The organism is Oceanobacillus sp. M65 (assembly GCF_052246275.1).
In the GTDB taxonomy this organism is placed as follows: Bacteria; Bacillota; Bacilli; order Bacillales; family Amphibacillaceae; genus Oceanobacillus_B; species Oceanobacillus_B jordanicus.
In genome coordinates this window covers 26969-40694 of record NZ_JBQQCJ010000005.1, presented here as the reverse complement: position 1 = coordinate 40694, position 13726 = coordinate 26969, and the positions used below count along the sequence as shown (strand labels likewise).

Sequence of the window (13726 nt, the reverse complement as noted above, 5' to 3'; positions counted from 1 at the left end):
GTCTTTTAGCTTTTAGTAGTTACTCAAATTTTGACTAGGAGTCATAACGATTACTGGATTTTTAGATGGGTCCAACCACTATAAAATTGATACGACATTTGATTGAGAAGTTGCTACACAACCAAGTGTATAACCGCTTCCAGTAAGAAGGAAAATTGCACTACCCTTTTCCAGGTGTTCTTTGGGTATTATAATTTATGACAAAGCCTATGTATAGAGACGATGTGTCATATTTTCAGCACTACTCAACACCTATAAGTTTAAATTTCCTAAAATAATATCGTCTTCAACATTCTCGCAACCCTCTAAAACGAACTCCGTACTTTCTGTGGATTCTATTATTTTTATTGAGGTACAAGTTGTGGTATTAATCTCCCCGTCGCCAAACGTATCCCTTCTAGTGTCACGTGTTGAAGTTATTATTTCCCCGCTATATTCTAGGTCGTGCAGCATTGGGTCACTCTCAGTGGTATACCTCACTACTCTAACGCTATCTTTCCGTCCATTTTCCACATTCTGACGAAATTCTTCAAACCTCTTTATATTCTCAATATCACCATTTCTATCTTTAACGTCTTCAGTTGAAGGGGTGTAATCAGGAATATTATTTTGTTCTTGATTCGGGTTTGTTGAGTACTCTGTATTCTGACAACATACAACGACCAAGGTAATAATTAAAACACTTACAAATCGCAATAACTTTTGCATTGTATTTATTCCTCCCCAATAAGTAAGACGTTTTTATTTAAAGGATGTTTCATTTAATTCCACCTACTAAAAACTTATGTAAAAAAGACACCTTGCTCCTGTTTAGCAAGGTGTCTTATCCTACATGGTTTTCCTATGATTTAATAAACATTTTTATTTCATTGCCTTCTACATGGAAACTTCTCATATCTGGTTTACCTTCAAAATGAACATTGTTTAATATTAGGTTCCGTTGCATTAATTCATCATGCTCAACCAGAACGTTTTGCAGCCATGTATCAGCCTGGATGAATAAGTCTACTCGTAAATCAACTGGTAAATTCAATTCTTTTCGATATGTTTGTACTGCTCGAATTATTTCTCTTACTAATCCTTCTTCTTTTAATTCCTCCGTTACATTGGTATCTAGTAGGGTAAGGAAATGGCTCCCTTCTAGTAATGCAAAGCCATCTCTTCCCTTTTTCTCAACAAGAACATCCCCTGTTGTGAGCTTTACAGTATCGCCTGAGTTTAATACTACCTGCAATTCGCCTTCTTCAAGAAACGTCGCCTTTTCCAGGTTGCCTAATGCTTCTACTTTGTTTTTCACTTCACCTAGAGATTTACCCAGCTTTGGTCCAGCAACTGAGAAATTTAACTTCATCTCGAACTGTATTAATTCTCGAGCAACTTCTTTAAATGTTACGTCCTTTATATTCATTTCATCTTTTATGATAGAAACATAATTCTGCAAACCAGACAGATTAGATGCTTCTGCAGGCACGATAACCAACCTGGCTAGTGGCTGTTTCGTTTTTATTCCAACTGTATTGCGCAGCGATCTAGTAAGCTCTATGATTTCCAATACGGCATCCATGTCTTTTTCTAATGGTTCATCCACAAGTTTTTCATCTGGTTGTGGATAATCCGAGATATGCACACTTTCGTTCATTAAGCTTGTGTATATGTCTTCTGAAACAAATGGTGTGTAAGGAGCCATTAGCTGAGAAAGCTTCTTTAAAACCTCAAATAAGGTACTAAATGCTGCTCGCTTATCCTCCGTCATTCCATTACTCCAAAAACGTTGTCTTGAACGCCTTACATACCAATTACTAAGTTCATCAACAAAGGTGGCGATGGTTCTTGCCCCTTTGGTGATGTCATAATCCTCTAGGCTTTGAACCACTTCCCTTGTAACGGTGTTTAAACGAGAAACAACCCATTTATCGAGCGTTGTCGGAGTTCCTCCCAAGTCGCTAGCTGGATTAAATTGGTCAATTTCTGCATACATGGAATAAAACGAGTACACATTTAACAAAGTATCAATGACTTTGGATTTTGCATGACTTACCGTTTTTTTAGAAAAGCGTTTATTGTTCCATGGTGAGCTGTCCGCTAACAAGGCCCACCTTAACGAATCAGCACCAAACTCTTCAATTAGCTCCGTTGGATTCAAAGCATTTCCCTTACTTTTCGACATCTTTTGACCATTTTCATCTAAAATATGCCCTAAGGAAAGGACGCGCTTATAAGGTGATTGTCCTGTAAACAGTGTAGAAACTGCTAATAAGCTATAAAACCAACCTCTTGTTTGGTCAACACCCTCAATTACGACATCTGCAGGAAATTGTTTTTGAAACAAATCTTTATTTTCAAATGGGTAATGGTATTGAGCAAATGGCATGGACCCACTATCAAACCAGACATCGATAACCTCGCTTGTTCGATCCATTCTCCCACCACATGAACAGGTTAAATGAACGTTATCCACATAAGGCTTGTGCAATTCCAGATCTTCTGGCACTTTTTCTACAGCAAGTTCTCTTAGTTCTTTTGCTGAATGTGGAGCCTTTTCTTCTCCACATTCCTGACAAACCCACACGTTTAACGGGGTTCCCCAATATCTGTTTCGCCCTATATTCCAATCCACCATGTTATCTAAAAAGTTCCCAAACCTTCCATCTTTCATGTGGGAAGGGAACCAACTAACTTCCTGGTTATTCGCTTGCATTCTTTCCTTCACTGCTGTTGTCTGGATAAACCAACCTTCCATTGCGTAATAAAGCAGTGGACTGTCACATCGCCAACAGTGTGGATAACTATGTTCATATCTTTGCTTCTCGAATAAAAGATCTTCTTTTGAAAGCATTTTAATGATGTCCACATCACAATCTTTTACAAATCGCCCTGCAAGTGGTGTTATCTCTTCCGTGTAGCGACCTTTTGTGTCCACAACATTGATATAATCCAACTGATTATCCTGTATTGCCTTGTAATCATCTTCACCATGCGCTGGTGCAATATGCACGATACCTGTTCCACTTGTATCTGTAACAAAATCTGCCCCGATCACTTTATGTCCATTGGTTACCGTCACATAATCAAAAGGTGCTTCATACAAAAGGCCTAGTAAGTCTTTTCCTTTCAAAGTTTCCAGTACCTCATACTCCTCTTTCATCACGGTAGGAGCCAAAGATTCTGCAAGGACAAACACTTCAGAGTCTTGCTTCACACGAACATAGTTCATAGTAGGATTGACTGCTACAGCAACATTTCCTGGCAAGGTCCATGGTGTCGTCGTCCAGCCTAAAAGATATTCATTTGTCCTGCCTCTTAACCGAAACTTAGCTGTTACAGATAAATCGGAAACATCTTTATATCCTTGTGCCACTTCATGAGAGCTAAGGGAAGTCTCACAATGTGGACAATATGGGACAACTCGATGCCCTTTATATAAATAACCTTTCTCATGAATTGTGGATAAGATGTTCCAGACAGACTCAATGTACTCGTTTTTTAGCGTTACATAAGGGTCTTCCATATCAACCCAATAACCAAGTGCCTCCGTGAATTGTTTCCACTCACTCTCATAGGCAAAGACACTTTCTTTACATTTTTGAATGAAATTCTCAACACCGTATTCCTCAATCTCATCTTTTCCACGAATATTTAACTGTTTTTCCACTTCTAATTCCACAGGTAAACCATGAGTATCCCAACCCGCTTTTCGCAGTACCTGGTAACCAGACATTGTTTTGTATCTTGCTACAAAATCCTTGATCGTTCTTCCGAGGGCATGACCCGCATGTGGTAGCCCATTTGCAGTTGGCGGCCCTTCGTAAAAAACATAGGTCTCTCTTCCCTCACGGTTGGCTATAGAGCGCTCAAATGTTTTGTCTGCTTCCCATTTTTTCCGAACCCTTAATTCCCTTTCAACATTGGTTTCCTTCACCATCATCACCTCAATTAAAATTAAAAACTCGACCCCACATACGTAGGATCGAGTTCATATATATAAATATATTCGACTTATAACAAAATAAAAAAACCATAGTAGTGGTTTTTATCAAATCGTTACACTACGTACTATCATACGCGTCCTGGGTATCGGTAGAATGCCGTCAAAGTTTAAAAATCTTTTCAACTTTGCTTCTCGGAGAGGATTTTCATTATGGTCTCACCATTGACTTTCAGCAATCGTCAACTCTCTGTAGATAAGATAAACATAACTACTCTTTCTCGTCATCGAATTATTTATTAAATTATACAAATCATAACCGTCCGGGATGGGAAAGTCAACTTTAGTTTTTACATTTATTAGTCTGTTATTTTTATTTTCTGCTATTATAGAATATAAAAGGGGACTAAAAATTTGAATGAACTTTTAATGTTATCCATTTTGTTCTTTGTTTTTTTGACTTACAAGTTGATTAAGGTTTTTCGAATAAAAGGCGTGCCAAGAAGCAATAAAATATTAGCTTGGTCTATATATGGAGTTTGCACTGTTGGATTGATTTCTGTTAATTTGTGGCTATAGAAAGCACAGAGAAACCTATTACTAATGAGTGATTGTTTTCTTCTTACTTAGAATAGGGTATAATACAAGTAATAAAACATATAATTTAAAAAACCGCTTGGTGCTGGTACACCAAACGGTTTGCAATAGCTAAGGCTCCCTGCAAGGGGGTCAGCATAGGGTAGAAATAATCCACCAGAGCTGCTAACTCAAGGGTGGGTTATTTTTTTGGTTAAATGACAGCACTGCAACAATTAAACTTGAAAAAGCTACAGCGAACATAAGTATTTCGAAAACCGTCATACAGCACCACCCCCTTTCTATTGGGAGTGAGCTGACCACCCTTGAGAAATCCTATTCTATTACTAATTACATTATAGCAAATTTTTAATTATTTCTGCATATTGATAGAGATTGACTTTTAGTTTCACGAAAAAAAGTGAACCTACAATTTATGCAAAACTAGTGGTAGACTACGAAAAGAGTTTTATAGAAAGTATTTTTAGAAATTAAAAGACCAGCGCACATGGTATTTGCGTTGCTCTTTTCCTCTTTTCAACTATTTCGCCAGTATTGTTGACCAAGAAAAGCTAAGTTTATAAAGTATTTTTAAAACGATGAAATGATTTTGTTTGAGCAAATGGTTCAAACCCTATAGACTTGTAAAATTCATGTGTTTTTGGGGAAGTACAAACAACAATGGCAGTGTCTGCCCCCTTATCACGTAAAGCATTGAGAGCAAGCTTGCAAACGGAACTGCCTAACCCCATTCTCCCAAATTCAGGGTCTGTTGCCACAGGTTCCAGTAAACCCACCTTATTAATTTCATCAAACCAAATTAAACAGGATGCTGCGAATTCACCATTAGGGGATTCTATTGCCCAATCAAGAGAAGGATCGTAAGGATAGGCATTCATAACATCTAAGTAACTTTCTTCTGTGATTCTTGATGGATGAAATGCAGCCCTATGTATTGCTACTCGATTTGTTAAATCCTCAGAACCCTTCATATGTCGAGCCTTAAACTTATCTGGCAATTTAACAGGGAAAGGACAACTATCCAACGAAATTTTTGAGAGGACTTCAGGAGTTTCTTCTAATGGGTTGAATAAAGAATCTTCTAAGGCTGAAATAAGATGAGACTCAGTTTCAAGAACGGTTACCCTTTGTTCATTGGTTTCGGTCATCTTATCAAACCAATTAATGATATCCATGGATAATGTTTTAAAATGAGGATCAACTTGCACCATTAAACTACCAGGTAGTTTTAACCATCCCCAAGCCACTGGTTTATCATTCATTTCCCAAATTGCAGTAATCCACTCATCCTCACGCCCAGCGTGTCGGTATCGTTGCCAAGCTAAATCACCAATATGGTAATTAGATTCCAGTGACCATATAGCTTGTGTGAGTTTCTGCATTCGTTTTAAATCACTTGAATCTTTATAAGTTCGAATTACAGGCTTACTCATTTATTTAACCTCCTCGATCCTTCTTGTTATATTTAATCCTCTAAACTAACCGCTAAGACTGTCCCTTAAGTTGAACTCTCCCTTTTTCATCAAAGTTTCAATTATCACCCTTCCTTCCCTTCCTTATATTGAATTCTCCTATTCATATTCAATAAATATTTAATTATTCCTTCTTCAACTAACTACCTATTAGCTGAATAGAGAACTATGCTCTATCACAATTTTATATAACATAATTTCATGAAGGATTACTTAATTTTATTCTTATCAACATTCTATAAATCAAATTTCTCCTTAACTAATTCTGCAACTTCCTCCGCACTCAAGTTGGTGTTGTTGATCTTCATATAGTTCGGGAAATTGATCTCGCCTTCTAAAGAATTCAATCTATAGCTCTCAAGTGAGCGCTTCAACTCATTTTCAGACCATTCAACATTCCTTTTTGATGGCTTGTGTTCCAGCCTATTAGAGCTTTTATTACGTTGAATTCTCTCGCCCAGATCAGCTTCTAGTTCTACATAGTAGACTGTGGCCCCCTTGGACTCAAATAGCTGCGTTACTCTGTTTACATAATCCCAATCAGCTTGTAAATTAAACGCCCATAAGTAAGTGAAAATCATTCCGTCCAAATTACTTTTTGAGACTTCTTCAAATATCTCTTGCCGAAATAAGTTTACTAATCTTTTTCCCTCCTTCGTGCCATAGCCAAAAAAATGATTGACCAATTCAATCGTCATGTGATTATGAAATAGTTTTAGGTTTGTTATCTTTGCTAACTCTTGCCCCACTGTCATTTTACCTACTGCTAGCGGTCCAGTAATAAGAACAAACTTCATATGCTTTCTCTCCTTAGCAACTTAATTAGATTTCAATATGTTATGAGTGTACTAATACATTTAATTAAAACTCCGCTTCATTCTCCATATGGAAATAACTAGTAACAGCAACGTCAATAACAAAGTAACGGGAATCCCTTGATAGAACAGCTCATTGTTCTGATACAGAATTTCTTCTTGAGGAAAAATGTATTGAAAGGGATCTACCCACGAGAATGGGGTCCAATTGATCAAATTTCCTAATTGATAGCCACCTGCTAGCGTTGCAACGGTAGCTGTTAACGTAGCAAGTAAATGCTTAAACACTAAACTGTAAAATATATATAAAGCCGTAACAAAAAGAAGCATGATAGAAAAAAGCAGGATAACATAAAGTATGTAGTCCATTGTAGGCATATAGAAGAATTGTCCCTCTTTCTCAATCAGTACTGGATAAGCAAATGAACCATCTGTCACGAATAACTTTCCGACCAACATCCCGACAGCTATAACAAAGATAAAAGTAAAAAAGGAAATAGTAAGCGCACTAACATACTTACTCCAAAATAACTTTGCCCTGCTTAATGGTAATGTAAATAATAGACGAATAGAGTTATTCTCAAATTCTCTTGTCACAATTTCTCCAACAAGCAATAAAGCGATTAGTAAACCACCGTAATTAATGAATACATCAACAACTTGTTTTAAAAAGTTGGGAAAAGCCGTGCTATAGTTCTCATATTCCGGGGCGATCCCTAACTCTAATAAAGTATGGTTCTTGGCCAGTTTATAGGAGATATCATCTTCGGAAATAGGATAATCTTCACCTGTCGCCTTATAATTGCGAATTGCAATTAATAGACTGTTTTCGATTGTTAAAGTCGATTTCCATTCCTCTGCTGTAAATGAATTAGCCAGTTCCTTTGCAAGATCCCACACTTTTAGGTTTAAGGCTTGTTTCCTCTCCGTCTCCTCATTGCTGCCGAGGCGTTCTATCTCATTTGTGTAGTTAAAATCATTAGAAGCACTCGTTTCTATAAATAAGGTGAGCTCTTTCATCTTTTGCTCTTGGGCGTAATCCGCAAATAAACTATTTCGAATGAATAAGAATGCAACAGAACAGAAAAGAATTAGAAGTATTACGAGAAACTTCTTCGTCCAAGCAATTTTCTTCAACTCAAATAGAAATACCCTCATTCCGTATTGGTCCCTTCAAATAATTCCAAGTACCTTTTTTCAGCACCAATTCGTATGATTTCCGTATCTTCAATTAGGATATTGTGTTGGTTTAAGAGGCTAATCACTTCTTGCAGTGACGTATGATTGTCATCAAATTCAATCTGTTCCTCCTCATTAACTTTAACAGGATAGGCGTTTTCCCCTAAAATGACTTTTGCTTGGTCTATCTGATTTACAGTTAGAAAATACTTTTTTGTATTATAGTCTTTCAATGATTCTTCTAAAATTTTTCCATCTTTCATAAAGTAAATCGTGTTCGTTAGCCGATCAATTTCATCTAAATTATGGGAAGAAATAATAATAGTGGTACCTTCTTCGTGCAACTCTAATAAGATATTCCGCATATTAATGGCACTTGTAGGGTCTAATCCATTTATTGGCTCATCCATTAGCAATAACTTTGGACTATTTATGATCGCCATCGCCAAAAGGAGATGTTGCTTCATACCGAGCGAGAATTTTTGAACTCGTTTTTTTAAATAATGTTGCATTCCAACCCGCTCTGCCACTTCTATTATTTTCGAATTAGGCAGCTTCATAACACTACAAACGAATTTCAAATGGTCATATGCAGTTAAATTTTCATAGAGAATTCGATTATCCTGTAAATATGCAATATCATAGAAAAGGGATGTATCCGTATAATCCTTTTCTAGTAACTTAATTGACCCACCATTAAAAGACAATAGATTCGTCATACAATTAAATAGGGTGGTTTTCCCCGAGCCATTTGGGCCGACTAATGCAACAATTTGTGGGTGATCTATTTCAAACTGAACCCCTTGAAGAATCCAGTCTTTTTTATATTTCTTTTTTAAGTTATCAACCTGGACAATCATCGGAATCCTCCTCATCCTACTAGACTAATACTACTTGGCTTTTCTTCTAAAAAGTAAGAAAGCAGCGAGTATTATAATTAAACTGAAGATAAATAAACTTATAATACCGTTCCACATGGTGAAATTATAGTTCTCTGCGTTAAATGCGTATTCCATTGTAATAACTTCGGTAATATGAAAGTAATGAAAAGGATTAAATGGTGCAAGCTCTTGGGTTATTGCAAAATCGGAACCGCTTAGTAGATAACCCGACCCCACTGTGATGATGGTAAGCACAATTGTCATAAACGTCTGCTTCAATAAAACAGAATATAAAAATAGCCAACTATAACAGAAAATCAATACACTTAAAAAGAGTAGCAATGATAATAGAATAAAGTTTCCCATCTCTATAAATCGAAAAGAGAAATCAGGTTCGTAAATGAGGACAGGGTAGTCCCAGTCACCAAAACGGTCAAAAACAATTCCTAGTAAGGTTCCCCATAGGATTGTGGCAAATAATACAAAGAATGTTAAGAGAATAGTCGTTATCAACTTACTCCAGATAATTTTCCAGCGCTTCAATGGCATGGTAGCCAGGAAGTGAATTGGTCCATTTCGACCTAGACCTTCTCTTGTGATCATACTTCCAAAAAGGAATAAAAAGAAAATAGCCCCTCCAATGGTTAAGCCATTTTCAACAAGAAGAAATAAAAAATATATGGAAGACGAATCATACTTATTAAAAAATTCATATGCAATTTGTTCATCAATGGCTGTGTTGAACACCCTGTCATACGCCGTTATTTCTGAAAAACTATGTATAGGAAGGACAGGTTTTATGTGGTGTTCGAGAAGCCATTTGTTTTTTTCCATAACAACTTCATTTGTAAAGTGCGTAGGCCATGTGTAAACATTCTCCTCTGATTGAGACGGAAGTACTTTGACTGTTTCTTCAGAAGATGCTATTTCGTAACGGATAATATTCTCCCAATCATGATTTCTAGCAGATTCAGACAGCATATCGATCTCTTCCATTTCTCCCCGGAAAAATTTGATATCTTCTTTATTTGTAGCTCTATCTTCCTCTGTATTACTTAGCTCATCAATTGATAATTGATGGCTTGATTTTATGGCTTCGTTATTATAAATATAATCATCAACCCTTGCTGTATGAACGTAACTATAAATAAAGAAAAAGCTAACAAATGCGATTAATGCTAGTAGCATCATCATAAAATAGAGGGTTTTGGTTATTTTTTTAAATTCAAATAATAACAAATCCTTCATAGAAATACCTCCTAGATCAAGCCAGAGAAAAAACCTGCAAATGGACTAAGGTATAGCCGAAATTCGTTTAGCTTACGACTGCTCGGAATGCATAATAGGCTCTCTTTGTCTCATTTTCATCCCAGATTACATGTATAAGATAAAAATGTGCTCCTTTTTCATCAGGAGCTGCAAATTTAATTAGGTCCCTATCTGTCTTGCTATCTACAATTTTCCCTTCTTCATCGCGAAGGCTAAATTGGATAACTTCCACTTTGTAAGGTTGAGCAGAGACTAACAATTTATCTCTTTCTACATACATATAGATTTCTAGTTCTTCTTCTTTATTCACTAATAACGGTGATTCGCTTGGAATTTCTTCTTTTGGATTTTTCGGTACTAGTGCACAGTCTTCCTCTACACTTTCATTCCAACAGAAACCAATATTGCTTGGTGTAACAACGTCTGACTTACTATGTATGGAAATATCTATTTTTTCATTAGCATTCTGGGGAACTAGTTCTTCATTGCCTGTTTCTTCTCCCGTTTCCTCAACTATTTCTTTTTCTTGCGATACTTCTTCATATTTTTCTATAGGAACCGTTATTTTAGCATCTGTACAAGCCGTAACAATGAAAAGACTACCTAGTATGATGAATAGCTTTTTTATGGTGCTCGCCTCATTTCTGGAGGGGATGATATATGTATTGTATGCAGGAATGCCTCAAGTGAAAAGAAGCATTCCTTACTTACTAGTTTGTTTTATTTCTGTTCTTCTAATTTAGAAGGAAGCACACAAGATCCGGAACAATGAACACTTCCACTATATCTAACTAGGATATAGTCTCCGGTAGATTGTGAGCTTACTCTATATAGAGTTCCACTCCATCCACCAACATTATAAGAGATTGATGATGGTATTGATTGATTAAGTCGATAAGGTTTAGTCTGAGTCACTGTCCTAGTTTGAGTAGACTGAACCGTTTCTCCTGATTTTTGAGCAGATACCTGCGTCTGTGATGGCGTCACGACTAAAAACAAACTTACTAAAACACATGAAAGTATAGGAACAATTTTTTTCTTCATACTCATTTACCTTCCTTCTAAATCTATCTATATCTATTATTCTACAATTAATGTAAAAATCCTTTTAATATTTGGAATTATTAACATTTTTATGTAAATTACAAGTACTTTATGATTAAAAAGAGTCAAACATATGGAGGTGTTAAGGGAACCTTATGAAATCTAAGCCTTAGCCAAAAAACCGAAAAAATAACCATCTACAGGTTTCAAATTGTAAACGGTTATTTTTAAGCTAACTGTAAAATGCTCATAAGTAGTTCAACACTTTTCAGACTTCAAATTCGCCATTTATTGATTCACGACATTAGTCAGTAGATAGTCCTTGAAATAAGATAAAGGCCTTGTTGCATCATCCTTTATACTGCTGGTAAAAACTGCAACCAATTGGTGGTCAGGTGCAACAATAATATACTGTCCTTCATATCCAGACGCTAAGAACATCCTCCCAATTCGACCATCGAATGTTTCATTCCACCAGTGATAAGCGTATGAAGTTGTACCATCAACTTTGACCTTAGGACCGGTAGATTCCTCAATCCAACGGTAGGGTACGATTTGTTTGGATTTCCATCTCCCCTTGTTTAAATATAGTTCGCCGATTTTTAACATATCCTCTGTTCTCAGCGTTAATCCAAACCCACCAATAGCTATGCCTTGAGCATCATGGTTCCAGTTATAATCTGTAATGCCAAGTGGCGTAAATAACTGATTTCTGGCAAATTATTCTGTGTTTAATCCGGTAGCGTTTTGTAAAATGGCACTTACCAAATGGGCTGTAAACCATCTCTTTTCCAGGAGGGTTATCAATAGGCTGATCAAGTACAAAGTTGACCCAATCTTTGCTTGGTATCATGCCACCATTACCCGGCCAATGTATTCCTGAAGTCATTGTAAGTAGATGCTTTATTGTGATCTTCTGCTTCTCTCTGGTATTATTAAGTTTCGGAAAATAATGATCAATTGGTGTGTTAACATTTTCGATATACCCCTTATCTATTGCTATTCCGACCACTATGGATAAAATGCTTTTTGTAACAGAATATATTTTATGTTGCTTTTCTTTCATTTTATTATTGCGGTAATATTCGACCATCCTAGTATTATCCCTCTGTACAAGAGCACTATTAATTTTGTCCTTTTTTAGTTGATTTTCAAATTTGGTTAAAGCGTTCATTTTCCTGGAAATCCTCCTTAGATATTTACCCAATAAATTTTCTATCTCAATTCAATAACGTATAGTGCAGATATAATTATAGTGAATTAGTATACGTTGTAGATGCTTCCATCAACAATCGCGCCCAATTACTGGATGCCTCTTTATTATTTCATCAAGTACTCTCATTCCAAGATTTTACCTATAATTCATAAATATGATGTCCGTCATAACCCTTTAAATTAAATTACCTATTTTGCCTACTTTAGGTTGCTATAATTCTAGTTCGATAAAGCTTGCGGTTTTCCTGTGTACGATATGAGATATCAGTTTAAGAGATTATTGTCAAAAATTCTGGGGTTTACTCGAACTGACCATACATAGAACAAACAATTAAGGAGTAGACAAGATTGTCTACTCCTTAATAACGACCTTATTAAATTAATAAATATATTACTCTCTTTTTTCATTTAATCGCCGACGAAATACTAAAGCTGAGACGGCGAAGATAATAAAAGCTACTGTTGAAGCAGCGGTAATCATCTTCAACATATTCCCTATTGGAGGACTAAATAACTGTGAGACCGAAATTATTAAGACGCCACCAGTTAAACCCATTCCTAAAATTGAGATCGCCAAAAGTTTGTGCATCAAATCACCTCTTCAATACTTACGAATGATCGAAACAAGCTTGCTTCACCGATAGCACTAATACCAAGCACTGCAGCAAGATAAGATGCCACGGCCTATTCCCATCGGTTGAATTTCAGTTGAACTTTCTGCAAGCATCTCTTCAGCTGTGATATAGGCACGTTCGTTTAATTTTAGTATAATCGAACACTCGAAACTTTTTTGTTGTTAAGCAACTTTATTGCGACTTGACACTTATCTCTCAAAGTTCTTTCACTACAGTATTCGAAAAACGATCGTGAGTAAGTACCGCTCCATCCTGGCCTTCAAAGTTCTTAGGGTTTTTTAAGTAATCAAAAAAGCTCACAGTATCCCGATAACCCATCCGTTTTATAATTTGGCCAGATGTCAGCTCTGAACCCTCCTTGCTTCCGAGTTCTAGCCCCATTTTTTTGTAACCAAATGTTTGACCATTTCGGCGTAGCTGTCCATATTCAAGTGTCCACATTACGATGGATGGTGTTACTAGGGCGTGAATCGCTTCGCTTTTCACCTTTTTCCTTAGAAAATACTCTACACCAGCTGTTACAGCGCTTGAGATTGCCAAATCAATTAAAAATGCTTTTGTACGTTTTTTCGTAATAGATTTCATTAAAACCCTCCTATTTTTAACTGAACTCTTTTCTATTAGGATATTTTTAAGAGTTTCATTGTTTGTTAACTAAATCTTACTAACTATTCTAACACATTCTTGTTTTACT

At 36.3% G+C, this 13726-nt stretch carries 13 protein-coding genes and 1 other annotated feature; all 13 genes read right to left on the bottom strand.

Translation table 11 applies throughout. The features are described 5' to 3' along the window. Positions 1–252: 252 nt before the first annotated feature. The 13 genes from ACTWPF_RS17010 to ACTWPF_RS16950 all read right to left on the bottom strand — a co-directional run bounded on the left by ACTWPF_RS17010 (position 253) and on the right by ACTWPF_RS16950 (position 13617). The gene (locus ACTWPF_RS17010; protein WP_443149907.1) at positions 253–708 is read right to left on the bottom strand and encodes a DUF4362 domain-containing protein; all 456 of its coding nucleotides are present in this window, start codon (positions 706–708) and stop codon (positions 253–255) included. A gap of 133 nt (positions 709–841) precedes the next feature. Next, a complete protein-coding gene (gene ileS / locus ACTWPF_RS17005; protein WP_443149906.1) occupies positions 842–3925 on the bottom strand; it encodes an isoleucine--tRNA ligase in 3084 nt (1027 codons plus the stop codon). 110 nt (positions 3926–4035) lie between these two features. Further along, positions 4036–4222 (bottom strand) — a binding site (T-box leader). Positions 4223–5079: 857 nt separating this feature from the next. Then, positions 5080–5955, bottom strand: coding sequence for a GNAT family N-acetyltransferase (locus ACTWPF_RS17000; protein WP_443149905.1), 876 nt, complete (start codon positions 5953–5955; stop codon positions 5080–5082). A 275-nt stretch (positions 5956–6230) separates the two neighbouring features. After that, entirely contained in the window at positions 6231–6791 is a 561-nt protein-coding gene (locus ACTWPF_RS16995) for an AAA family ATPase (protein WP_443149904.1), read from the bottom strand. Between the two features lie 60 nt (positions 6792–6851). Continuing rightward, positions 6852–7967, bottom strand: a complete 1116-nt coding sequence (locus ACTWPF_RS16990) for an ABC transporter permease (protein ID WP_443149903.1) — start codon at positions 7965–7967, stop codon at positions 6852–6854. After that, positions 7964–8848, bottom strand: a complete 885-nt coding sequence (locus ACTWPF_RS16985) for an ABC transporter ATP-binding protein (RefSeq protein ID WP_443149902.1) — start codon at positions 8846–8848, stop codon at positions 7964–7966. Before ACTWPF_RS16985 ends, ACTWPF_RS16990 begins: the two co-directional genes overlap by 4 nt. A 30-nt stretch (positions 8849–8878) precedes the next feature. Next, positions 8879–10117 (bottom strand): hypothetical protein, encoded by a 1239-nt coding sequence (locus ACTWPF_RS16980; RefSeq protein WP_443149901.1) that lies wholly within the window; start codon positions 10115–10117, stop codon positions 8879–8881. 67 nt (positions 10118–10184) lie between these two features. Then, positions 10185–10448 carry a hypothetical protein gene (locus ACTWPF_RS16975; protein ID WP_161464745.1) on the bottom strand — a complete coding sequence of 88 codons (264 nt, stop codon included), beginning with the start codon at positions 10446–10448 and terminating at the stop codon, positions 10185–10187. 410 nt (positions 10449–10858) lie between these two features. Further along, entirely contained in the window at positions 10859–11188 is a 330-nt protein-coding gene (locus ACTWPF_RS16970; RefSeq protein WP_443149900.1) for a hypothetical protein, read from the bottom strand. 282 nt (positions 11189–11470) lie between these two features. After that, positions 11471–11791, bottom strand: a complete 321-nt coding sequence (locus ACTWPF_RS16965; RefSeq protein WP_443149899.1) for a hypothetical protein — start codon at positions 11789–11791, stop codon at positions 11471–11473. A gap of 64 nt (positions 11792–11855) precedes the next feature. Beyond that, entirely contained in the window at positions 11856–12356 is a 501-nt protein-coding gene (locus ACTWPF_RS16960) for a serine hydrolase domain-containing protein (protein ID WP_443149898.1), read from the bottom strand. 432 nt (positions 12357–12788) lie between these two features. Next, positions 12789–12986 (bottom strand): hypothetical protein, encoded by a 198-nt coding sequence (locus ACTWPF_RS16955; protein ID WP_443149897.1) that lies wholly within the window; start codon positions 12984–12986, stop codon positions 12789–12791. 241 nt (positions 12987–13227) lie between these two features. After that, positions 13228–13617 (bottom strand): RDD family protein, encoded by a 390-nt coding sequence (locus ACTWPF_RS16950; RefSeq protein ID WP_443149896.1) that lies wholly within the window; start codon positions 13615–13617, stop codon positions 13228–13230. Positions 13618–13726 lie beyond the last annotated feature (109 nt).

Coding starts and splice junctions, on each gene's coding strand:
- ACTWPF_RS17010 (WP_443149907.1), bottom strand. CDS start 708: ATGCAAAAGTTATTGCGATTTGTAAGTGTTTTAATTATTACCTTGGTC.
- ileS (WP_443149906.1), bottom strand. CDS start 3,925: ATGATGGTGAAGGAAACCAATGTTGAAAGGGAATTAAGGGTTCGGAAA.
- ACTWPF_RS17000 (WP_443149905.1), bottom strand. CDS start 5,955: ATGAGTAAGCCTGTAATTCGAACTTATAAAGATTCAAGTGATTTAAAA.
- ACTWPF_RS16995 (WP_443149904.1), bottom strand. CDS start 6,791: ATGAAGTTTGTTCTTATTACTGGACCGCTAGCAGTAGGTAAAATGACA.
- ACTWPF_RS16990 (WP_443149903.1), bottom strand. CDS start 7,967: ATGAGGGTATTTCTATTTGAGTTGAAGAAAATTGCTTGGACGAAGAAG.
- ACTWPF_RS16985 (WP_443149902.1), bottom strand. CDS start 8,848: ATGATTGTCCAGGTTGATAACTTAAAAAAGAAATATAAAAAAGACTGG.
- ACTWPF_RS16980 (WP_443149901.1), bottom strand. CDS start 10,117: ATGAAGGATTTGTTATTATTTGAATTTAAAAAAATAACCAAAACCCTC.
- ACTWPF_RS16970 (WP_443149900.1), bottom strand. CDS start 11,188: ATGAGTATGAAGAAAAAAATTGTTCCTATACTTTCATGTGTTTTAGTA.
- ACTWPF_RS16965 (WP_443149899.1), bottom strand. CDS start 11,791: ATGTTAAAAATCGGCGAACTATATTTAAACAAGGGGAGATGGAAATCC.
- ACTWPF_RS16960 (WP_443149898.1), bottom strand. CDS start 12,356: ATGAACGCTTTAACCAAATTTGAAAATCAACTAAAAAAGGACAAAATT.
- ACTWPF_RS16955 (WP_443149897.1), bottom strand. CDS start 12,986: ATGCACAAACTTTTGGCGATCTCAATTTTAGGAATGGGTTTAACTGGT.
- ACTWPF_RS16950 (WP_443149896.1), bottom strand. CDS start 13,617: ATGAAATCTATTACGAAAAAACGTACAAAAGCATTTTTAATTGATTTG.